The 20,548-nt window shown below is 64.7% G+C and carries 16 protein-coding genes; 5 read left to right on the top strand and 11 right to left on the bottom strand.

Annotated elements, in window-relative coordinates; translation table 11 throughout:
- Positions 1-48 precede the first annotated feature (48 nt).
- Entirely contained in the window at positions 49-1,026 is a 978-nt protein-coding gene (locus RBA40_RS19220) for a DUF2804 domain-containing protein (protein ID WP_306649368.1), read from the top strand.
- A 1,700-nt stretch (positions 1,027-2,726) separates the two neighbouring features.
- On the top strand, positions 2,727-4,631 hold the full coding sequence (locus tag RBA40_RS19215; protein ID WP_306649367.1) for a glycoside hydrolase family 16 protein: 1,905 nt from the start codon (positions 2,727-2,729) through the stop codon (positions 4,629-4,631).
- 58 nt (positions 4,632-4,689) lie between these two features.
- On the opposite strand, the gene RBA40_RS19210 is transcribed toward RBA40_RS19215, so the two are convergent.
- The 3 genes from RBA40_RS19210 to RBA40_RS19200 all read right to left on the bottom strand — a co-directional run bounded on the left by RBA40_RS19210 (position 4,690) and on the right by RBA40_RS19200 (position 7,244).
- A complete protein-coding gene (locus tag RBA40_RS19210) occupies positions 4,690-5,625 on the bottom strand; it encodes a thioredoxin domain-containing protein (protein ID WP_306649366.1) in 936 nt (311 codons plus the stop codon).
- A gap of 315 nt (positions 5,626-5,940) precedes the next feature.
- Positions 5,941-6,480 carry a hypothetical protein gene (locus tag RBA40_RS19205; protein WP_306649365.1) on the bottom strand — a complete coding sequence of 180 codons (540 nt, stop codon included), beginning with the start codon at positions 6,478-6,480 and terminating at the stop codon, positions 5,941-5,943.
- 53 nt (positions 6,481-6,533) lie between these two features.
- Complete coding sequence (locus tag RBA40_RS19200; RefSeq protein ID WP_306649364.1) at positions 6,534-7,244, bottom strand: hypothetical protein; 711 nt, start codon at positions 7,242-7,244, stop codon at positions 6,534-6,536.
- Positions 7,245-7,361: 117 nt separating this feature from the next.
- Here RBA40_RS19200 and RBA40_RS19195 point away from each other — a divergent pair, with 117 nt between their 5' ends.
- Positions 7,362-8,708, top strand: coding sequence for an MBL fold metallo-hydrolase (locus tag RBA40_RS19195; RefSeq protein ID WP_306649363.1), 1,347 nt, complete (start codon positions 7,362-7,364; stop codon positions 8,706-8,708).
- 20 nt (positions 8,709-8,728) lie between these two features.
- Here RBA40_RS19195 and RBA40_RS19190 read toward each other — a convergent pair whose 3' ends face one another.
- The 3 genes from RBA40_RS19190 to RBA40_RS19180 form a co-directional block, all read right to left on the bottom strand.
- Positions 8,729-10,246 (bottom strand): FHA domain-containing protein, encoded by a 1,518-nt coding sequence (locus tag RBA40_RS19190; protein WP_306649362.1) that lies wholly within the window; start codon positions 10,244-10,246, stop codon positions 8,729-8,731.
- A 117-nt stretch (positions 10,247-10,363) separates the two neighbouring features.
- Positions 10,364-11,347: a PP2C family protein-serine/threonine phosphatase gene (locus RBA40_RS19185; RefSeq protein ID WP_306649361.1), complete on the bottom strand. Its 984-nt coding sequence runs from the start codon at positions 11,345-11,347 to the stop codon at positions 10,364-10,366.
- 67 nt (positions 11,348-11,414) lie between these two features.
- Positions 11,415-12,668 (bottom strand): MFS transporter, encoded by a 1,254-nt coding sequence (locus tag RBA40_RS19180; RefSeq protein ID WP_306649360.1) that lies wholly within the window; start codon positions 12,666-12,668, stop codon positions 11,415-11,417.
- A 115-nt stretch (positions 12,669-12,783) separates the two neighbouring features.
- Here RBA40_RS19180 and RBA40_RS19175 point away from each other — a divergent pair, with 115 nt between their 5' ends.
- Complete coding sequence (locus RBA40_RS19175; protein WP_306649359.1) at positions 12,784-13,239, top strand: GNAT family N-acetyltransferase; 456 nt, start codon at positions 12,784-12,786, stop codon at positions 13,237-13,239.
- A 6-nt stretch (positions 13,240-13,245) separates the two neighbouring features.
- Here the strand turns inward: RBA40_RS19175 and RBA40_RS19170 are convergent, their stop codons facing one another.
- The 5 genes from RBA40_RS19170 to RBA40_RS19150 form a co-directional block, all read right to left on the bottom strand.
- Positions 13,246-13,677: an SH3 domain-containing protein gene (locus RBA40_RS19170; RefSeq protein WP_306649358.1), complete on the bottom strand. Its 432-nt coding sequence runs from the start codon at positions 13,675-13,677 to the stop codon at positions 13,246-13,248.
- Positions 13,678-13,687: 10 nt separating this feature from the next.
- Positions 13,688-15,208: a hypothetical protein gene (locus RBA40_RS19165; protein WP_306649357.1), complete on the bottom strand. Its 1,521-nt coding sequence runs from the start codon at positions 15,206-15,208 to the stop codon at positions 13,688-13,690.
- Positions 15,169-17,565: an FtsW/RodA/SpoVE family cell cycle protein gene (locus tag RBA40_RS19160; protein WP_306649356.1), complete on the bottom strand. Its 2,397-nt coding sequence runs from the start codon at positions 17,563-17,565 to the stop codon at positions 15,169-15,171. The genes RBA40_RS19165 and RBA40_RS19160 overlap by 40 nt, the downstream gene beginning before the upstream one ends.
- The gene (locus RBA40_RS19155) at positions 17,562-18,566 is read right to left on the bottom strand and encodes a protein kinase domain-containing protein (RefSeq protein WP_306649355.1); all 1,005 of its coding nucleotides are present in this window, start codon (positions 18,564-18,566) and stop codon (positions 17,562-17,564) included. Before RBA40_RS19155 ends, RBA40_RS19160 begins: the two co-directional genes overlap by 4 nt.
- A 127-nt stretch (positions 18,567-18,693) precedes the next feature.
- Positions 18,694-19,176 carry a YMGG-like glycine zipper-containing protein gene (locus RBA40_RS19150; protein WP_306649354.1) on the bottom strand — a complete coding sequence of 161 codons (483 nt, stop codon included), beginning with the start codon at positions 19,174-19,176 and terminating at the stop codon, positions 18,694-18,696.
- 214 nt (positions 19,177-19,390) lie between these two features.
- On the opposite strand from RBA40_RS19150, the gene RBA40_RS19145 reads away from it, so the two are divergent.
- The gene (locus RBA40_RS19145) at positions 19,391-20,524 is read left to right on the top strand and encodes a metallophosphoesterase (protein ID WP_306649353.1); all 1,134 of its coding nucleotides are present in this window, start codon (positions 19,391-19,393) and stop codon (positions 20,522-20,524) included.
- Positions 20,525-20,548 lie beyond the last annotated feature (24 nt).

Genomic DNA, 20,548 nt, shown 5'->3' with positions numbered 1-20,548 from the left:
ATCTGCTAGGCTGGGCGACCGCGGCACGCCGCTCTCCATGCCTATCCGATGACGCCACTTCCCGCCGCGCCCCTGACCATTCCCGCACCGGACGGCGTGCCTGCCTTCGGCCGCTTTGCCGGCGCCGCCACGCGCTTCGAATGGGCCCGCCTGGCTGCGCCGCACGCGCGCAGCCGCTGGTGGCGGCGCTTTCACCACAAGCGCTGGCACTACACCGCACTTGCGACTGATGAATTGTTTTGCGGCATCGCGATTGTCGATGTCGGCTGGACCAACACGGCCTTTGCTTATGTGTTCGAACGCGGCCAGCGCGACGTCGTCGCGGGCTTTTCGCGCGACGGCATTCCTGGGCTGACGGCGCGCCTGGCCGACCATGCGGGCGGGCAGAGCCGCTTCAGTTTTGCCGGCAGCCGCGTCGAGATGTCGGCAAGGCAGCTGTCGCTGCGCTGCAAGGGCTTGCGGATCGATGCGGCCATGGCGGCACCGGGCGCGCCGCTGTTGCTGGCGGTGGGGCCGGTGCAGGGCGGGGCGGTGCATGCGACGCAGAAGTCATCGGGCCTTGCGCTTACGGGCACGGTGCGCATCGGCGCGCGCGAGTACCGGCTCGATGGTGGGGTTGCCAGCTTCGACTATTCGAATGGTTTACTGGCGCGCAATACGGCGTGGCGCTGGGCCTCGGCGCACAGCCTGGAACTGGGCTTCAACCTGCAGGCCGGCTATTTTGGCGCGCACGAAAACGCCTTGTGGCTGGACGGGCAACTGACCGGACTTGGCGCGGCCACGTTCGAGTTCGTCGAGGGCGATCCGGCCGCGCCGTGGCACGTGTTCACCGACGATGGCTTGCTCGACCTGCATTTCACGCCGGAAGGGGCGCGCCGCGAGGACAAGAACCTGCTGGTGGCGGCCAGCCGCTATGTGCAGCCGATCGGCACCTTTTCCGGGTGGGTGAGGGCGGCAGCGGATGCCCCGCGCCGGGCCGTGACGCGCCTGGCCGGCGTGACCGAGGACCACTGTTCGCGCTGGTAGCGCGCGTGGGCGCATGTTGCGCACGGAGTGGGCCGGCGTCTTCATGGTGCCGGCGCGGGAATCAAGGGAACAATTCAAGGCACTTGTTGACGCGCTTTCGTGCGCTGCGTCCAGCATTGCTGCCAATCGACATTCTCCGCACGTGTCCCGTCGAACCTTCGCACAGGGGCCACGCGTCCTCCCTTGTGCGAGCGTCCACAGTCACGAGCACTCGGTTCGTGCGCCGTCCGGTTGCCCGGCTTTCCTTGTGTGTCCAAGGTAGTTCCCATCAAAAGCAGTGGGAACTACTTTGACGGGCGAGCCTGGTTACGTTCAGAGCGCCCTCGCAAGACACTTACGCGTTTTACGAGGGCAGTCTCACACAGAAGCAGGACGAATGCGCGCGCGTCGCGTGCTGTGAAAAACCTTGCTTATCGGCGAGGGCAGGCTCCAACGTCGACGGTTTGTACCGGTGGGTTTGCAGTCGCGGATCCCGTCGGGGTGGACTGGACGGTGATATTCGAGAAGGTGACGTTCGCCAGGACGAAGTTCTGTCTAGATGGGCACCTGATGTTGCCAGGACCTGGAGCAGCGAGAGTAAGACAGCCTGAAACGTTGCCGTTTCTATCGCTGATGAAATTTCCGGATGTCGAGACTTGCGTGTTAACCGTGGTCTTATTTGCTGCGTTGGGGCATTGTCCACTTCTAGTTTGGCAAACGTAGGTCGCTGTTGCATTAGCGCTGGCGGAAACGGTGATCGTAGCCTTATTGCCCAATCGCGCTATTTTAAAGCACGTCTGCACACTGGTTCCGACCAGCGTCGACGTCACACGCCCCACAAAGTGGGGACGAGCCGCACAGACGGTGGTAGTTGCGCCTAAAAGTGCCCCGCATAAAGCCATCGTTTTTGCAAACTGATTGATTTCATGATGTTGCCCCTGAAAAATGCTGCTTCGAATACATCTTTACTACTGCTATGCTGCAAAGCGCCCAATTGATCGATCAGTTACCGCGCCTGGCTGCATGTTCAAGCGTAGGCTGCTGATACCTTGAAAATTTGCTCAATATCAGAGCTTGCATTAACCAGGTCGGCTTTTTTTACAGGTGTTCGATGAATGCCGGCGCCGAGACCATCGCGCGTTGACTGCCGGGAAGGAACCTGCACCCTGGTTTCCCGGTAGATCGTGAACCGCAGCGGTTCGGTAGGGGATTCTTTGGAAGTACATCAGCGGCGTCTTTCACGAGCACATGCATCTCGTGCTCTTCGACCTACCGGCACAGGGTGATGCTGTAGCGCGGGCGCGTCGCCAAGGCGACGCGCAACATGCATATCTTTTTATCTTGACATCAAAATTCAATCGGCATATATTTCACATTCCTGATTTGGAAGCGTTTCCATAATCAGGAGAATGGTAAGTTTCCGCTCTCCAATACCTCCGAAAAACCGCATGCACAGGAATGCGGCCCGGCCCGAAAGGAGACCGATGTCCGGCGTGAACCGTTCACGCCACAGGCGCCCGGCGCCCTGATTTTTTCGCCCGATGCAGCCCGGGCCGCGCGCATTGCTCAGCGACGGCTGCACGTTCCACCCTGAATCTTGCCTGATCGCGCATGCAGTTTGCGCAGCCTGGCACAGCGCGATGCCGACGCTGATGGAAGCGCTACCAAAAGGCTTCCGGCACGGTGCCGCATTTTATGAAGAGTAGTTACGAGGAGACATTGTGAAAAATCAAAACAACCAGCTGGCCAACCGCAAACGCACATTCGTACTGTCCGCCATCGCGGGCAGTATCCTGGCCATCTACGGCGCCAGCGCGGGCGCCAGCGTGACCAATCCCGTCATCGGCCAGCTGCTGTGGTCGGAAGAGTTCAACGGCCCAAGCCTCAATACCTCTTTCTGGACGCCGGACGACGGCAACGGTTGCCAGATCAATCTGTGTGGCTACGGTAACCAGGAACTGCAGTACTACAGCCCCAACAACCTGTCCATCGTGAACGTGCCGTTCGAGTCGAACTCGCGCGCACTGGCCATCAAGGCCCAGCGTCAAACGGCCGGCAGCAACTCCTTTACTTCCGGCAAAGTGACATCGGCCGGCAAGGTACAAGTGCAGTACGGCATGATCGAGATGCGCGTGAGCACGCCGCCGCTCGGCACCGGTTTGTGGCCGGCCGGATGGTTGCTCGGTTCCAGCCCGCAAACCTGGCCGCGCAATGGCGAGATCGATATTCTCGAGATGGGTCATCGCGCCTCCTATCGATCCGGTGGCGCAGGCATCGATAACTTCGTCGGCTCGAACGTCATCACCTGGCAGCAAGCTGCCTGCGTGCCGGGCAACGAAAGCTGCGCCGCGTCGACTGCGTGGCAAACCAAGAACTGGTATATCGCCCCGACCTCGATGGCGAACCGGTTTGTTACCTACCGTCTGTACTGGACCGAGTCGCAAATGCGCTTCACGATCGTCGATAACGGCGTCGAGCACAATATGTACGACAACCCGCTGCCGGTCAATTCGACCGCGCTGCAGGCGCCGTTCTATCTGCTGCTGAATATGGCGGTGGGCGGTAACTTTACCGATGCCGCTTCGCCGGGACAAGTCACCGCGCCGCTGCCGGGCACGATGTATGTCGATTACGTGCGCGTGTATCAGCTCGATGGCAAGGGCTCGGTCAAGCTGGGCAGCCAGTCGACGCCGGAAGTGGGCAAGTTCGGCGTGTTCACCGATACCACCGCGGTTAATAACAAGCAGGTCGCCGGCACCAGCTCCGATATCTTTGTGTGGAATAACGCGTCCATGTCCGCCGGTAATATCGCGCCGTTCGAGGGCAGCAATGTCATGGCCTTGAACTACACCGCGCCAAACCAGTGGTTCGGCGGCAGCGTGCAATCGCGCCAAGCGCATGACATGAGCAATTTCAGGAACGGCAATCTGAAGTTCCGGATCAAGATTCCTGCCAATGTCGCGTTCAATGTGAGTATCCAGGATACCTACACCAACCAGAACGCCGTCAAGTTCCCGGCCAATGCGACCACCTATGGCCTGGTGCGTAACGGTGAGTGGGCGACGGCGACAATTCCGGTATCGACCCTGGTCGGGCCGAAGGTCGCGTTGCAGTCGATGCTGGACCTGTTCCAGTTTTCGAGCGAAGCGACGCAATTGCCGGGCGCACCGTTCCAGATGGCGATCGACGATATTGTGTGGGAATCGGGTACGCCGACACCGACACCGACGCCGACGCCGACGCCGACGCCGACGCCGACGCCGACGCCGACGCCGACGCCGACGCCGACGCCGACGCCGACGCCGACGCCGACACCAACTCCAACGCCGACCCCAACGCCGACTCCAACACCGACTCCAACACCGACCCCGGTGTCGGTCAGCGCCACCCAGACCGGCCCGACAACGCTGCAGTTCGCAGTGCGCACGTCGAGCTGGGCGGACGTACATTACACGGTCAACTCCGGTGGCCAGCAAAACCTGCGCATGCGCCAGGATGCCGGCAATAACACCTACGCGGCAGGTGGCCTGAAGGCTGGCGACGTGGTCAAGTACAACTTTACGTACTGGGATACCACGCGCAATTATGCGGTCGATACTGCCCAGCAAACCTTTACGATGAAGTAATCGCGCAAGCGCGCCGGCAGCAAGACGTTCGCAGAGATTGCGGACGTCTTGCGTCCTTTTATTTGCTCTTGCCGGCGACCGGTGCCGCGGCCAGCCATTGTACCGGTGCCTGAACCACCGCTGGCTTGCTCTCCGGACCGAACACTGCTGAGATCGAAGCTGGTGTCATTCCACGCGGCAGGGGAAGCCACTTTCCATCTTCGGAAACGAGCATGGGATAGATCGGTTTCATGACCTTGATGCCATCCATGATGTGCGACATCAGGTAATTATCCAGCTCCACGCGTTCCGGCGTCAGGGCGCATGCGCGGGCGGCCGGCAAGGTACGTTTTGTCCAGTATGTTTGCCATGCCTGGCCCGCATTGTCGTCGCACCTTATGCGGGCAACTTTTTCAAGCCAGGGGATGCCGCCACCCGAGCTATCGCGCAACGAGCCGGGGACGATGTAGAAGGTCGTGTTCAGAGTCGGCGCCGCCTTGTGCATGGCCTTTTCAAGCTGATTGCAGCCCGGACAATCGAGAGCCGAGAACATCAGAATCTTGCGTCCTCCGCCATTTCCATACGAGGTCTTGATCAGTTTGTCGTAATCGATATTGGCCATGATCTCGGCGCGCAGCCCGGCCACTTGCTGTGGCGACATCGGGCGCGGTTTGCCGGGTTGCAGCCCGACGCTGCTGAACCCGCCAGCCTTGCCGGTCAGGGTTCCCGCCTCATTGGTGACTGAGATGAGGTTCCCCTTCGGGCTATAGATGCCATACAAGCCTTTCACTTGCGCCGGGACCATCGTGGCAGTCGACGCGTTCACATCCGGGAAAGTCACACCGGCCTGTTTCATGTTTGCGAAGAAATTAGTTTTCGCACTGTTAGCATCGGCAAGAGCGCCGGTGGACAGCATGGCCGCGGCCAGGCCCAGTAAAGCGGTAAAGACGGGGTGCGCTATGCCACCCAGCGGCGCGCAGGAGGCGAATGCCTTTCGTTGCGTGTTGGTTTTCAATGAAACACCTCTGTTGAGATAGAAAATACGAAGTAGCGCGAATCGTGTAGGCGTTGCTGGTCAGCAAATGTTCTCGATGAAGCAATTCCCAACCGGCTATCGTCCCTTAGCTTGACGCCCGATTGAGAAATGTAATCAAAGCAATTTCTCTGCGCCGCGCTCCATATGCTCGTTGCGCTTGCAGGCGCCATGCAGCGTGCCACCAGCGGCCCGGCGCTCGGCGGAGCGCTGTCCCTCAACGCGAAGCACTTGAGATTGGTATTGCGAAATCTGGCGTACCATCGCGATACGGCCCAGTGCCTGTGCGCTGAAGTCTCAGTCCGCGGCGTCGAGCCAGAAAATGGCATACGCCTTGGCAGGCGTTTTTTCGGTTGGCTTTTCAATCTGGATCTGGGCGCAGTCTTCCGCAACCAGGCTGCGCCAGTTGGGAATGCCTGCGTTGGCAAACACCGTGGTGGCTTTCGATGCGAGACTGATATCGAGCGCGAGACGGGCGTTGCGCGCCCCCGTCTTGGCGTAATTCACGCCGCGCAGCTCAAAGCCGTAGGCGGTCAGCCATGGCTCCCACAGGCCCGATTCCACGCCCTGCACGATGCGGCCGAACATATCCTTGAGCGGCAAGCCTTTCTTGATGACGCCACGCAGCGGTTCGAGCGAGGGCGCCGTGCGCGCGTCGGTCGACAGCTTGCCCGCGCCGCGTTCCCCGATCGCCTTGATTTCCTTGGAAAAGGCCGCATCGCGTTCGGTGTAATCGCGCATCCGGGCGAAAAATTCGGTACTGATGAACGGATTTTCAGGCCGGCCGGCTGGTTCCTCCGGTGCGCGTTTTACCGCAGGCTGTTTTTTGGTGGTCATAGATTCAGGTGCTTAGTGGTCATAGGTGGTAGGGCCGTAGTTTAACCTATCGCTCACTTGCCAAGCAGCGCAAGCGATGCATTCCATTGCCCCAGCCACGGATGCAGGAAATCGTGGCCCTGGAATGCCCGCTTCAGTTGCGATACCGGCACCCGGTACAGATCGTTCATTCCGAGCGCCAGCGTCACCGGATTCCACATGGCGTGCTTCTTCGACTTCCTGGCGCTGCCTTTGATGCGCGCGCCTTCATCGCCGAAGATGCCGCCCGCGTCGTCCAGCGCCTTGCCGATATCGATCCGCAGCATGCCCGCGAAAGCGGCGATCACTTCGTCCCTGCTGATGCCCACGCGCGCCTCATGTGCCGTTTCCGCTATTACCGGCCTGGGTTCCGCCTCGCGTTTGAGCCTGGCGACCAGTTTTTCCAGCTCCTTCTTGAGAAAGCGCAGTTCGTGCAGCTCGCGCCGGAAACCTGGTGGCGGCAGCTGAACCACGATCTTGTACGCGTCCTTGGTAATCGTGATCAGCACATCGTCGCTGCCGGCCACCAGGCGCGCGGTGTCGCCTTCAAAGAAGATCGGCGCCGCATAACCGCCATTGGCGTCGCCGAACAGGTCGGGATAACTGGCGTCGTAATCGAGCCACACATAAGGCGTGAGCGTCTGTTCTATCAGCCGCGCCAGGGTCCAGGGCGAGCCGGTTTGCTCTTCCAGCCACGCGCAGGCTTGTTCTGTTGTCGCCCGAAACGGGAGTTCGATGATCGTCATTGTTTGTCCACTTACAGAAGTTCGGCGACCGGATGGCCGGTCAATACCGCCATGATAGGCGATCCGGGGTATGGCCGAGCGTTTTGGGACGGCCGCCCGCGTGAGATAATGGCCGGCATGACGCTCACAATCTCCAGGATTCTCCACGCCGGCTATGTATTCGAATGCGAGGGCACGCTGATCGCTTTCGATCCCGTCTTTGAAAATCCCTTCAGCCGCAACTGCCACGCTTTTCCCGACGTCCGCTTCGACCACGCGCAAATCCGCGGCGTGCGCTTCGATGCCGTCTTCATTTCGCATTTCCATGACGACCACTGCTCGTTCGACAGCCTGGATTTACTGGACCGCGCCACGCCCATCTACCTCTACTGCCTGTTCGACGAATTGTTCGCCATGGTGCGCGAGCTCGGCTTCATACACGTTCATCCGCTGCGCATCGACGCGCCGGTGCACATCGGCGCCTTCGCGGTGATTGCGCGCGAGGCCATGGATGCCGACGTCGATTCGATGTTCCATATCCAGGCCGCCGGCCTGAATGTGCTCAATGTCGTCGATTCGTGGATCGATCCGGCGACCCTGCCGGCGCTGGCGCGCTTCGCGCCGTGGGACATGGTGCTGTGGCCATTCCAGACCATGCGCGAAATCGAGGTATTGTCGCCGTCGCGCGCCGCCCCCGTGCCGCCCCGGCTGCCGGAAGAGTGGATTGAACAATTGGCCGCGCTCAGGCCGCGCTATGTCGTGCCCAGCTCCTGCCAGTTCGTGCAGGAGCCGTGGTCCTGGTATAACCACGCGTTTTTCCCGATCACGTACCGCCAGTTCGAGGACGAGGTGGGCGCGGCCCTGCCTGACGCGCGCATCGTCAGGATGAACCCATCGGTGTCGTTCGTGCTTGGCCATGATGCGCTCGACGCCGCGCCGCCGTTAAGCTGGGTGGTGCCGGTGGGCGAACAGGATGTCGATTACCAGTACGCGGGGCACGCGCAGGCGCCGCGCACGGCCGATATCGCGCGCCATTTTCCGCCCTTGACCGCGGCGCAGCATGAGCGTGTGATTCACTACTGCGAAGCGGGCCTGCTGGACAAATACCGGGAGTTGGAATTGCCGGAAGAGAGTTTTTTCGAAAAGCCGCGCGTGTGGCGTTTATCGGTATTCGACCATGAAGGGCAGGGCACGCATTTTCATTACCGCATTGTTGGCGACAATATCGAGCTGCTCGCCGGCGTGCCGGATGCCTTGTCGTGGACCACCGAAGTGCCGGTTGCGAGATTGTATGCAGCGCTGGAACTGGGCGAGGCACTGACGTCGATGTACATGCGGATGAATGACGCGGTATTTGACGCCCAGACCGAAGCCGATCTGCAGGGTGCCGAGCTGGTGGACGATCCGTTGATCCGCTGCCTGTTTAACGATGTCTTCGGCGCCTATCAGGCCGCGCAGCTACGCCGCATCAAGGAACGCGGCTAGCGAACCGCCGGGAGCAAGCGTCAGGCGGTCTGCATGTCCGCCACGCCGTGCGTCGATTTCAATGCCGAACGCACGATCCAGCATTCCGGGTACGATTCGCTGGCAAAGCGCGTATGGCGTGGAAACTGGGCCAGCCGGTCCAGCGCCGCTCCGGGACTAAGTGCAGTTTCCTTGCCGGAGGCCGGGTCCAGATGCCAGAAACCGCCATTCTGGTGATAAATAACCGGCATCACCGACGCCCGCGGCGCGGCGCCAAACGGCGCCAGCGGAAAGCCCGGATGCCGCCCCGGTTCCAGAAAATAGAAACACTCGGCATGCGCTCCCTGGTCGACGCGGTGCACGATCACGCCATGCGGCATGATGGCCGTCACATTCAGCTCCACAATGCCCTTGATGCTGGCCGACAGCTCGATGCGCATGCCCAGCCGCAGCGGCACTGGCTTGTTCTTGCCCGGCCACACGCCGTCGAGCAGGATGCCGTAGCGCGACACATCTTCGATTTCAAAGCCGTTGATGCCCGGGCGGATCACCGCGTGGCGCCCGGACAGGCGGCGCGTGAGGCCATCGCGGTCCTGGCCATCGTCGCCGAAGTGGGTCAGCAGCACGTCCGCCTCGGGGTCGTACAGTTCAAACCGGCCCAGCACGCATTCCGCCATCGCGAACAGGCGCACCTGGCGCTGCGCACCGGCTTCGGGCGCGGCGTTGACCAGGCAGGCGCAGGCGGTCGGGTGCGGGTGCGGATCGGAATGCGCGGGCACGTCGATTTCGATCAGGTCTTCATCCCAGGCAATGGTCGAAAAGCCCAGGTCGACCTTGCCGGCCTTGGCGTCGAGATTCAGGTTGGCGATCGAGGCGTTGCGTGCATGCACGTCGATATCGAGGCGTCCACCGCCGGCCTGGGCATTGACCCGGGCGATCGAGGCGTCGTCCGCCATCACGCGCACGTTTTTGTGGGTCGAGAGGAAGGTCTGGTGGATTTCCGTCAGGGTCGCGTCCGGCCGCGGCACCAGGATCACCAGCGTACACACCCATTTATGGCGGATGCGGCTGTCCTGCAGGTTGAACAGCTCCACCTCGATGCGGTACTGCCCGTGTTCCTTGTTGCGTGAGGAAAATTCGATGAACAGCGGGCGCCAGTCGCCGCGCAGGGTGCGCACGAAGGAATGACGGGCGTTGCCTTGCGCGATCAGCGCCGACTGCAATTGCATGGTTACCAGGGGAGCGCTGTCGGGCGGCATGCCGCGCAGCTCGACCTTGATGGCCTGGCGCCCGCCCGCCGCGCGCGGATCGAAACCGCTGATGTGCAGGTGAGGGCGCTGCAGCGCGGGTGGCGCCTCGTCAGGGTAGGCGAACGGCGCCGCCCCTGGCTTGGCCGTGGGACGCGAGCTGCGCAGGGCGCTGATCAGTTCATAACTGGAATTCGCGGGCGCCGCCGCGGCCGGTACGGCCGACTGGGCATGGCCGTTTGAACAGGCGCTTTCCCCTGGCATGACCCAGAAGGTGCAGTGCGGATGAAGAGGATTGTTGCATTTTTTCATGGCAATACTCGCCGTTCATGAGTGTCAAAGCTTACGCGCTTTTATGGATGTGTGGCACGCGAAACGTCTGTGCCTTACAACAATATTTGTGTATCGAAACAGAGTGTTGTCGGGTCATTAAGGCTCGCCTGCATAAAGTTGTTGGGTGGATATCGGAGCCGCCGTCTCGTCGTGGACCAGCGGCCGCAGCACGATGGCGGTCAGGTTGTCGATATGCAGCTCGGGCGGTGGATTGCTGCTCATTTCCCCAAACAGGACGTCGCTGATGGCGCGGGCGCTGTCCTGCCCTTCGAGCAGCGCCGGCCAGCGGGCCAGCCACGCGCACGGGTCGGCGCAGGCCCAGAAACCATCGCTGGCAAGCAAGTACACCGCGCCCGGATCGAGTTCCAGCGCGCGCCGGTCCGGCAAGTGGTACAGATACGACGGCAAGTTGCGCGGCGACAGCTCAAACAGCTCATCGGCCAATTCGGCCGGATTGGCGAACGCATTGCCTAGAATGAAAGCTTGCGAAATCTGGGAGCGGTGCTCGCCATGCACCTGTTGCCACCATTCGTGCTCGCCCAGCAAGCCACCCATCGCAAAGGCGGTTGCGGGAACATGGTCGACCGTCATCGGGGTAACGTGCGCGCCGATGATTTCATACAGGCGCGAATCGCCCACGTGGTACAGCAGCGCCGGCTTGTTGGGGCGCAGTTCCAGCATCGTCAGGGTGGTGCCGGGCCGCTTGCCGGTGGTGGGGTCACAGCCGAATTGGCGTTGCAACTGCCCGTGCAGCAGGTCGAGCCGGGCCGACAGATCGCCCAGCGTGTGGCACGCAGGCATTTCCAGCAAACCGGCCACGACCGCCTCGGCGGCCTCGCGGCCACGCCCGTGGCCGCCCATGCCGTCGAGTACCGCCACGCGCATGTGGCCGGCGGGCCAGTCGGCCACCTGCTGGCGCTGTCCGGCTTGCCCGCGCAGGAAGACGGCGCTGCCGGTGCGGTCGACGACCAGGTAATTATCCTGGTTTTCCAGGCGCGCAACCGCGTTGGCGCCGGCGCAAGAGTGCACCGACACGTCGAGATAGGGGCCAAAATCCAGGCTGGGGGCTGCTGTTGTCATCGGGCTTGAGCGGACTGTTTGGCAATCCTGACAGCTTATCGGAAAACTTGCCGCTCCAAAACGACGATCAGATGGACGTTTCCCGCTTTCCTGTTGCCAAAGCAATGGCATTGACGATCACGCAGGCGCCAGCGGTGGCCAGCGCGGCCTGCACGCCGACCCGGTCGGCAAGAGCGCCCCAGACCACGCTGCCGATGGTATAACCGCCCGCCATCACGAACAGATAGATCGACAGGGTGCGTGCGCGTATGCTGGCCGGAAAAGCCAGTTGCGCCGCCGCGTTCAGCGTCGAGACGGTCGCCGACCACGCCATGCCGGCCGCGACAATGAGCGGCACCAGCAGCGCCAGCGAGCGGATGAATGGCAGCAGGCACAGCATGGCGCCGTAGACCAGCAGCGAGCCGCTCAGCAGGCGCGTCTTGCCGACCCGCGTGCGCAGCGAAGGCAGCAGGAAGGCGCCGCACACTGCACCCGCGCCCAGGCTGCCCATCAGGATGCCGAACACGCTCGAATCCATCTGCAGCACCTGGCGCACGAACACCGGCAGCAGCGCCGCGAATGCAATCGTCGCGAAAAACACCGTGCACACATTGAGCAGGATGCGCCGGTAGCGCCCGCAGCCGAGCGCGGTGCGCAGGCCGAGCTTGAGGCTGCTTGCAAAATCGACCCGGGCGCGCGGCTCGGGCACGCCGTCGCGCCACCACGACCAGTACACGGTCAGCAGACCGACGAAGGACAGCGCGTTGACCAGGAACAGCGCGCCGGCGCCGACCCAGTTGAACAGCAGCCCGCCCAGCGCCGGCCCGAGGATGGCCGCGACGTTGTAGCTGAGATTGTTGAGGGTGGCGGCGGCTTCGACCTCGTCCGGTTCAACCAGGCCCGACATCGACGCTTGCCAGGCCGGCCACATGAAGGCCGCGCCGGTGCCCATGCAGAATGTCAACGCCAGCACGGGCGCGGTCGACACCCGCCCGCTGATGGCCAGCGCGGCCATGGCGCAGGCGCACAAGGCCATGAACAGATTGCAGAAAAACAAAAATTTGGGCCGGTGCACCGCATCGGCAATCACGCCGGCGAACAGCGCAAACAGAAAGATGGGAATGTAGCTGGCGGTCTGGACCAGGCTCGCCGTCGAAGCCGAGCTTGCCACACAGGCAACCAGCCAGGCCGAGGCGAAGGTCTGGGTCCAGGTACCGAGGTTCGATATCAGGTTGGCCGTCCACAAATGCCTGAAGCGGGCGTGGCGCAGCGGCTTGGACAGGGGCACCTTGGCGCACAGCGACGGCGCCGGCAGGGGAACGGACAGGCTCGGTTTGGACATGATCGTTCCAGTCTACGGCGCGCTAGTGCCGGGCGTCAACATGCGGGCGCAAATGGCCTGCACAATCGCGGCCAAACGTGCACAATGGTGCTCTGTCAATCTCATTAAACCGACAATGCGTATCCGTCCCATCGAGCCCAGCGACATCCCCGCCGTCGTCGCGCTGTTCCGCGCGCTGGCCACCGAGTTCATCGTGCATGAATCGCCGCCGGAAGTGGTTGCGACTTTCCTGCGTGACAATGACGAACAGGGTTTCCAGGGTTTTCTGGCAAAAGGCTATGTGTATCACGTGGCCGAGATCGGTGGCGAACTGGCAGGTTTTATCGCCATACGCGAACGCAAGCATCTGTATCACATGTTCGTCGGTAAAAACTTCCACGGACGCGGCGTGGCGCGCGCCATGTGGGACGTGGCCCGGCGCGAAGCGATCGATGGTGGCGGCGACGGCAGCTTTACCGTCAATTCGTCCAATTACGCGCTGCCGGTCTACCAGGCCATGGGTTTCGAGCGTACCTCGCCCATGCAGAGTGTCAATGGCCTGTTTTTCAACCCGATGAAGCTGCCCGCCTGACCACCCTCAGCGCCGCGCTTCCTCGGCGCGCCGCAGCCACAGGCTGCTCGACCAGCCGCGTACAATCTTGCCGTCGATGCGTGCGCTGACCTGCCACCAGTCGCCGTCGCGCAGGCCGGTGGTGGTCACCACGGTTCCCGCCGGCGCCACGGCGATGCGCTGGGCGCCGATGCCTTTGTCCGCGCGCAGGTTCAGGTCATCGTAGACGGTGTAGCTGATGCCGGCGTTGGACGGCGCGGCCGCCAGCGCCGGCAGGGCCGCCGGCAGCAGCGACAGCAGCAGGGCGCCCAGGCCCCAGGTGCCGGCGACCAGAATGCTAGCCGCCCGCAGGTTCGGCCGGCGCCACCAGCGCGCAGGCGTCAGCCACGCCGCCAGCACCAGGGTGGCGATCAGGCCCGCCGCGTAGGCCCCCATGGTCAGGTAATTTGCGCTTGGCATGGTGCGCTCCTTACGCGTCGAAACGCAGCACGTAGTGGCCGGCCACCAGATGATGACCGGATGGCAGCAAATAGGGCTTGTCGGAGCTGGCCTCGCCGATGCTGGCCACGAAAACCAGCTGGTCGTCGAGGTGGTACAGCGCCTGGGTCGCGCTCAGGCGTCCGATCTGGTAACCGCTTGGTCCCGCTTCGAAGCTGAAGGCACTGCGCGAGAGGCCAATACGGTCTGCGCTGGCGCTGTCGGCGCCGCCGGCAAGGCGCAGGAAGCGCGCCGAATCGAGCACCCGCAGCGCCGCCAGCATGGGCGCGCTGCGGCCGAAGGCAAAGCGCGCGCCGCTGGCCACGGGAGCGGCGATCGGATGCGGCAGGCGTAGCAGGGCGCGATAGCGCTCCGCCATGGCGGGAGCGACCGCCAGCAGTTCCACCGCGCGCGCGTCGACCGGGGTGAAGATCGCGGGCGCCTCGATCGGCTGGCGTCCGGCGCCGGTGAGCGCGAACAGCTGGTCGGCGGCGTCGACGCTGAAGCTGATGGCGGCCGCTTCGCCGTCGGCGGCCAGCTGCAGCGAGGGCGCCAGGCCAATTTCCATCGATACGGCGCCGGTATCGTGATAGCGGCTCAGGCAGGGCAGCGCCAGGCCGACCAGGCTGACGCGCTGCTGCGCGAGCGGGGCGTAAGTAGCGTCGCTCTCGATTGGTGCCGCCGCGGGACGGTGGCTGAACGGCACGGCGGTGTCGCCGGTATCCATGCCTGCCGGCGCGCGCGCCTTCCAGACCGCCGCCGGTTTGCCCGAGGGAGCGGGGATGGGGGCCGCACCGGCGCGGCGCACGCGCATCAGCAGGCGCGCGCCGGCGCTGTCGCCCTTGGCGCTGACGACGTAATGGCCGCTCAGCGGGTCGAGCGCGCAGTCGAATGCGCCCTTGGGCCGCACCTGTACCTCGATCGGGGCGTCGGGACCATCGTTGATGAGCAAAATGGCGCCCACCGTGCCGAACGGCCAGGCCGGCACCGCGTGGCTGGCCAGGTCGGCATCGTGGCCGATCAGGGCCAGGCGCTGTTGCGGGTAGATCGGGCACACCGCCTGCCAGACGGCGCTGTCGCGCGAGGTTTCCACTGTATACAAGGGCTGCTCGCCGGCGGCGGGCAGGTACACCGCGTGGCCGAACTTGACCTCGACCTGGCCCGGTTCCAGCGCATCGGTGCCGATCACGTCGTAGCGTACGTCGTCGCTGCCGAGCAGGTCGCCGAAGTCTTTCTGGTGCAGGGCCGTGAGCGACTGCGCCAGGTCGCGCACGCGGGCGCCGCGCGTCAGGTGGCGGTCGTCGTCGACTTCATCCTGCGCCAGCATCAGGGTGATATGCGAGAAGCAGCGGGTGGGCGCGCGGCCGCGGTGTTCGCGCGGGGAGCGCTCGAGCAGGTCGCGCAGCAGCGGGCGGCGCGAGAACAGGGCCAGGCCGGGCGCCTGCCACAGGGTTTCGGCGTTGAACACATCGTTCACCTTGCCCAGGACTTCATGTTGGACGTAGACCGGCATGGTTGATTCTCCTCGATTGATTGCGCACTGATTGCACTGAACGCTAGCAGGGGGCAGATGAAAAACAGCAGATGGCTGCCGCCGGCCGACAGAAAACTCATGGGCTGGCCCATGATCGGGAAGATCGCCAGGTTGGTCCCCCACGACAGCAGGAAGTGGCCCAGCACGAAGGCGGCCCCGCCGCACAGGGCAAAGCAGCGGAAGCGCCACAGCCAGGCCTGGCGGAAGTCGCGCGTCTGCTCGCTGGCGCCGAAGGCGCGCGCCGCCGTCTGCAGCAGGCCGACCAGGAACAGCGCCTGCAGCGCCCACAGCGCCAGTGCGCCCAGCAGGCCATGGCGGTTCAGGAAGAAGGATGGCGCGAAGTCGTCCTGCACCGCCGGGATATGCAGCGCGCTGCCGCCGGTCTGCCCCATGGCGCCCAGTCCCAGCACGTTGTCGGCGCCCCACCAGGCCCCTTCGGCGATGGCGCGCGCCGCCAGCAGCAACTGCTGGCCGGTATGCGGATGCTGGGCCGGGTCCAGCCACACCAGAAAACGGTCGGCATAAAAGCCCCACTGCGCCACTTCGGCCACGCCGGCGCTGCGCAGCCAGGCGATGCTGCCGGCGGCCACGCACGCCACGCCGAACAAGGCCGCGGTGGCGGCGTGGGTGCGCGTGGCCAGCGCCCACGCCAGGGCCATCGCCATGCACCACACCAGCAGCAGGATCAGGGGCGAATAATCGTCGACCTGGACCAGGGCCAGCCCGAGCAGGGCGGCGAACAGCAGGACCGGCGCCGCCAGGCGCAGCCAACGCCGCGCGGGGCTCGATTGTTCCGGCATGTCCGCATGCCAGCCAAGGCCGATGGCGAGGCAGTGCGCGGTTAGCGCGGTCAGCGCCAGCTTGGCGAATTCGACCGGCTGCAGGTCGAACACGCCGGTTTCGTCGCCGAAGACCACCTGCATCAGGAGCGCCGCCAGGGCCGTCAGCGTCAACAGGGCGAGCACCCATTCGAGGCTGGTCTGGGGCATGACCGGCGCGCCGGAGCGCACACGCAGGCGCAGGTGCGCTCCGATGCCAAGGCCGATCGCCAGCAGCGCCACCGATTTCTGGAAGTGGCGCAGCGCGGCCGATTCGGCGCCGCCAAAGCCCAGTTCCAGCTGCGCCAGCAGGCCGACCGCCAGCAGCAGCACGCCCGCCGCCGTAGCCAGTGACAGGCGCGCCGGCACCAGCAGGCAGCCCCACAGCGCAGTCCAGGCCAGCAGCATCGACCAGCCCACGCCCGGTGCGCTGCCGGAGCGCTGGAACAGCAGCGCGGCCACGCCGGCAATGGCCAGCAGTGCACTGCCGATGGTCGCCGCGCGCAGCGCGTGGCCGGTATCGCGGGTAAAAGGCCAGGCACCGCGCTGCCATTGCACCGCTGCCGCCGCAGCCAGCAAGATGCACAGGCCGAGCGCCACGTACCACGCACGCCCGGCGGGCAGCGTCCACAAGCCGCGCTTCTTCCACTGCCACGCCACCTGCACCGGCAGCAGGGCGTCGGCTTCGGCGTACAGCGCCACGTGGCGTTGCGGCAGCAGATGCAGCACACCGTCGCTAATCTGCATGCCGAGCCGGGTGCGCCCGGCCACCAGGGTCTGCACGCCGGCCAGCGGTTCGGCCCTGCGCGCCAGGTCGACGGTTCCGGCGGCGGACGAAATCAGGAGCGGTGCGCGTTCGGCCGCGCCAGAGAGCAGCAGTCCGTCGCGGGTGCGGGCGATGCTGGCGCTGGCGCCCTCCACGTAGGCGATGCCAAGCCGGTTGCCGCAGTACAGATTGCCGCCAAAGGTGAGCGGACGCGCAACCGTGAGCGCGTGGGGCATGGCGCGGTTCCAGAGCGCGATGGCGCGTGCGGCAAAGCCGGCGTCCGGGCACGCAGGCTGGGCGCTGTCGTTGCGGTACAGCGTGGCGCCATCATAGCGCCATGCGGCGCCGGGGCCGGAGAACGCGATTTGCGTGGTGCCGGCGTCGGCGACATCGAAACGCGCGGCGCCGATGCGGAACGACTGGCCAGCCAGTACGGCGCTTGAGCCCATGCGGCGGTCAAACCCATCGCGCTGCAGCAGTACCTGCTTGCCGGCGCTGACGTTGCTGGCCCACCAGCTGCCGTCATTCGCGCGGCGCAGTGCCAGGTGGGCGCTGTCGGCCTGGGGGGCGGCCAGTTCGGCGTCGCCAATGGTGAGCGATTCGCCCGGCTGCAGCGACACCGAAATGCGCTCGGGCGACCATGCCGGCGGCGCGCGCCACAGGCACACCAGCTGCAGCAGGCACAGGACCGCGAGCACGCTGGCGGTCAGGCTCAAGCCCGGCGAACGGTCCGCAAGCTGAAAGCGCATCATGGCTGGACGCTCGCGGGCAGGGCGGCGCGAATGGCGCCGATCATGCGGCTGATCTGCATGGCGTGGCGCGGCCGCTGCGCGCGGTCGGCGCCGAGCAGGGCGCGCAGCAGCAGCAGCGCCTCGTCCGCGCCGCTCGATGGCTCATCGGCCGCCGGGCTCCAGGTGCCGGCGTCGGCCCGGCGTCCGAAGGCGCGCACGAAATGGTCCGCTTCATCGGCGTGCAGGGTGGCAGGAGGGCGGTTGCCGTGACGCGCCAGCAGCATGGCCGCGCCCTCGTTGCGGTGCTCGCGGTAAGCCTGGCCGCAGTCGCTGCAAAAGCGCAGCGGCAGGCCGCCCGTCACCAGATAATAAAACAGCGCCCCGAGGGCAAAATAATCGGTACGCGTATCGGTGTCGTAGCAGCCGGCGGGGTCCGGGAAAAACTGTTCCGGCGCCTGCCAGCTGGCCGTGCCGGCGTAGGCGCGGGCCTGGCCGTCGGCCAGCGGGCGGCTGGTGCCGAAATCGGCCAGCTTGACGCTGCCGTGACGGCGCGAGAGCAGCACATTGGCCGGTTTCAGATCCAGATACGACCAGCCGTACTGGTGAACCTTGGCCAGCGCCTGGTTGATCTGCCCGAGCCAGTCGAGCAGCTGGCCGGTGGCGAGCGGGCGGCCGGCATCGCGTTCGAGGGCGATGTGGCGGCCAAGGTCGGTGTCGAGCAGTTCGAGCGCCATGACGGGCAAGCCATCGTGCTCGCCGCTGTCGAGCAGGCGCACCACGTGGCGCTCGTCCCAGGGGGCGAGCGATTGGAGGAAGGCGATTTCGTTGCGGGCGCTGGTCACCCAGCGTTCCTGCTGCAGGGGATGGGCGCGCGCCATCTGGTCGCGGTTGACCAGCTTGAGCGCCACCTCGCCGCGCGGCCCCACGGCACGCCACACCACCCCGTAGGCCGAGCCGCCCAGCTGGCCGCACAGGCGGTATTGCCCTGCGCCAAGGGCGATGATTGCGTCCGCTGTTTCCATGCTTCCCCCTCAGGTGCCGGCACGTGCCGTCAGCAAGCCATAGCGGAGGGGCTGGGAAAGGGAGTCGGGACGAAAAAAAGGCACGAGAAACTCGTGCCCGGGCAAAACTGGGGGGAACTAGCTGTTATTAACGGCCGTATCCATGTCCGTGGCCGTGACCCCGACCGTGGCCGCGGCCATGACCATGTCCGTACCCGTGACGATATCCCCGGCCGCGCTCAACATACACGACCGCCGGAGGGCCGTAGTAGCGCGGAGGCGGTGCGTAATACACCGGGGCTGGCTGGTAGTAGCTGCGCGATTCGACATACACGCGTGCCGGCTCGCGGTACGGGCGCTCGTAGCGGCGCTCTTCGTAGCGGGTTTCATAGCGGTTGTCGTTGTAGTTGCCGGAGTTGTAACCACGGTCACGGGTGCTGATCGAATTGCCGACCACCGCACCAATGACGCCACCGACCAGCGCGCCGTTGCGCGATCCGGTGCTGTTACCGATTGCTGCGCCGGCGACGGCGCCGATCGCCGTATTGACGCCGCGGTCGCTAGCCATTGCGGTGGAGGAGATGGCCGCCGCAGCCAGAATCACCGCACCAACAAATTTTGTGTTCAACATAGCGTTTCCTTTGGCCTCAACCGAGATCGGGATGATCACGCAAGCGCTGGGGCATGACTCCACTATAGCGGTACTCCATGGGAACTCCATTGGTAATACAGAATCTTACAAATGCGTGCGTACTGTAACAACGGTCGCGTGCGATCTTTGCCCTTGCGTAAGCCGATTGCCGCCCCATCTGCCTTCGGTTACCCCTCCTTTTCCGGACCTGCCCATGCCCGCGCGCGCCGTTTTCATTGTCCTGGCCCTTCTGTCAATGTTGCATGTCTATATAGGCATGCGGCTGGTGCCGGCCATCGATCCCGGCCCGCTGGGCGTGGCCCTGGCGGTCGCCTTGCTGGCCGCGTCGACCCTCTTGATGCCGGCTGGGCTGCTGTCGGTGCGCTTCAAGCGCTGGCGCTGGGCCGACCAGCTGGCGTGGGCAGGGATGCTGACGATGGGCTTTTTTTCCTCGCTGCTGGTCCTGACCCTCGTGCGCGACCTTGGCTTGCTGGTGTTTGAAATGGCCGGCGGCGCCGGCCAGGCCATCGTGCGCGGCACGGCCATGGCGGTACCGCTGCTGGCGCTGGGCGTGACCCTGATTGGCCTGGTCAATGCCCGCCGCGTGGCGCGCGTGGTCGAAGTGGAGGTGCCGATCGCCGGCCTGCCGACCGCGCTGCACGGGTACTCGATCGTGCAGATTTCCGACGTCCACGTGGGCCCGACCATCAAGCGCGGCTACCTGAACGCCATTGTCACCAAGGTCAACGCGCTCAAGCCGGACGCCATCGCCATCACGGGCGACCTGGTCGACGGCAGCGTGCGGCGCTTGCGCATGCACACCGAACCGCTGGCGCGCCTGTCGGCCCGCGACGGCGCTTTTTTCGTCACCGGCAACCATGAATACTACTCCGGCGCCGACGAGTGGATCGCCGAAATGCGCCGCCTCGGCCTGACGGTGCTGATGAACCAGCACGTGGTCTGCGAGCGCGGCGACGCGGCCCTGATGATCGCTGGCGTGACCGACTTCACCGCGCACCATTTCGACGAATCGCACCGCAGCAATCCGCGCGCGGCGGCGGCGGGCGCGCCCGACCACGTGACCGTGCGCATCCTGCTGGCGCACCAGCCGCGCAGCGCACCCGCCGCGGCCGACGCGGGCTTTCACCTGCAGCTATCGGGCCACACGCATGGGGGCCAGTTCTTCCCGTGGAACCTGTTCGTGCCCCTGCAGCAGCCGTTCACCGCGGGCCTGAACCGCATGAGCGAGCTGTGGGTCTACACCAGCCGCGGCACCGGTTATTGGGGGCCGCCGAAACGCTTCGGCGCCCCGTCCGAGATCACGCGCGTGCGCCTGGTGGCGGCATGAGCGGCGGCTGAACGGCCGCCAATC

The sequence above is a fragment of the Massilia pseudoviolaceinigra genome, from assembly GCF_030846505.1.
GTDB classification, from domain to species: domain Bacteria; phylum Pseudomonadota; class Gammaproteobacteria; order Burkholderiales; family Burkholderiaceae_D; genus Telluria_A; species Telluria_A violaceinigra.
The sequence above is the reverse complement of the archived record's forward strand: the minus strand, read 5'-3'. Positions and strand labels throughout refer to the sequence as shown.

What these genes read in the sequence shown, in the direction of transcription:
- RBA40_RS19220 (WP_306649368.1), top strand. Translation starts at nt 49, where the DNA reads ATGACGCCACTTCCCGCCGCGCCCCTGACCATTCCCGCACCGGACGGC.
- RBA40_RS19205 (WP_306649365.1), bottom strand. Translation starts at nt 6,480, where the DNA reads ATGACCACCAAAAAACAGCCTGCGGTAAAACGCGCACCGGAGGAACCA.
- RBA40_RS19200 (WP_306649364.1), bottom strand. Translation starts at nt 7,244, where the DNA reads ATGACGATCATCGAACTCCCGTTTCGGGCGACAACAGAACAAGCCTGC.
- RBA40_RS19195 (WP_306649363.1), top strand. Translation starts at nt 7,362, where the DNA reads ATGACGCTCACAATCTCCAGGATTCTCCACGCCGGCTATGTATTCGAA.
- RBA40_RS19190 (WP_306649362.1), bottom strand. Translation starts at nt 10,246, where the DNA reads ATGAAAAAATGCAACAATCCTCTTCATCCGCACTGCACCTTCTGGGTC.
- RBA40_RS19185 (WP_306649361.1), bottom strand. Translation starts at nt 11,347, where the DNA reads ATGACAACAGCAGCCCCCAGCCTGGATTTTGGCCCCTATCTCGACGTG.
- RBA40_RS19180 (WP_306649360.1), bottom strand. Translation starts at nt 12,668, where the DNA reads ATGTCCAAACCGAGCCTGTCCGTTCCCCTGCCGGCGCCGTCGCTGTGC.
- RBA40_RS19175 (WP_306649359.1), top strand. Translation starts at nt 12,784, where the DNA reads ATGCGTATCCGTCCCATCGAGCCCAGCGACATCCCCGCCGTCGTCGCG.
- RBA40_RS19170 (WP_306649358.1), bottom strand. Translation starts at nt 13,677, where the DNA reads ATGCCAAGCGCAAATTACCTGACCATGGGGGCCTACGCGGCGGGCCTG.
- RBA40_RS19165 (WP_306649357.1), bottom strand. Translation starts at nt 15,208, where the DNA reads ATGCCGGTCTACGTCCAACATGAAGTCCTGGGCAAGGTGAACGATGTG.
- RBA40_RS19160 (WP_306649356.1), bottom strand. Translation starts at nt 17,565, where the DNA reads ATGATGCGCTTTCAGCTTGCGGACCGTTCGCCGGGCTTGAGCCTGACC.
- RBA40_RS19155 (WP_306649355.1), bottom strand. Translation starts at nt 18,566, where the DNA reads ATGGAAACAGCGGACGCAATCATCGCCCTTGGCGCAGGGCAATACCGC.
- RBA40_RS19150 (WP_306649354.1), bottom strand. Translation starts at nt 19,176, where the DNA reads ATGTTGAACACAAAATTTGTTGGTGCGGTGATTCTGGCTGCGGCGGCC.
- RBA40_RS19145 (WP_306649353.1), top strand. Translation starts at nt 19,391, where the DNA reads ATGCCCGCGCGCGCCGTTTTCATTGTCCTGGCCCTTCTGTCAATGTTG.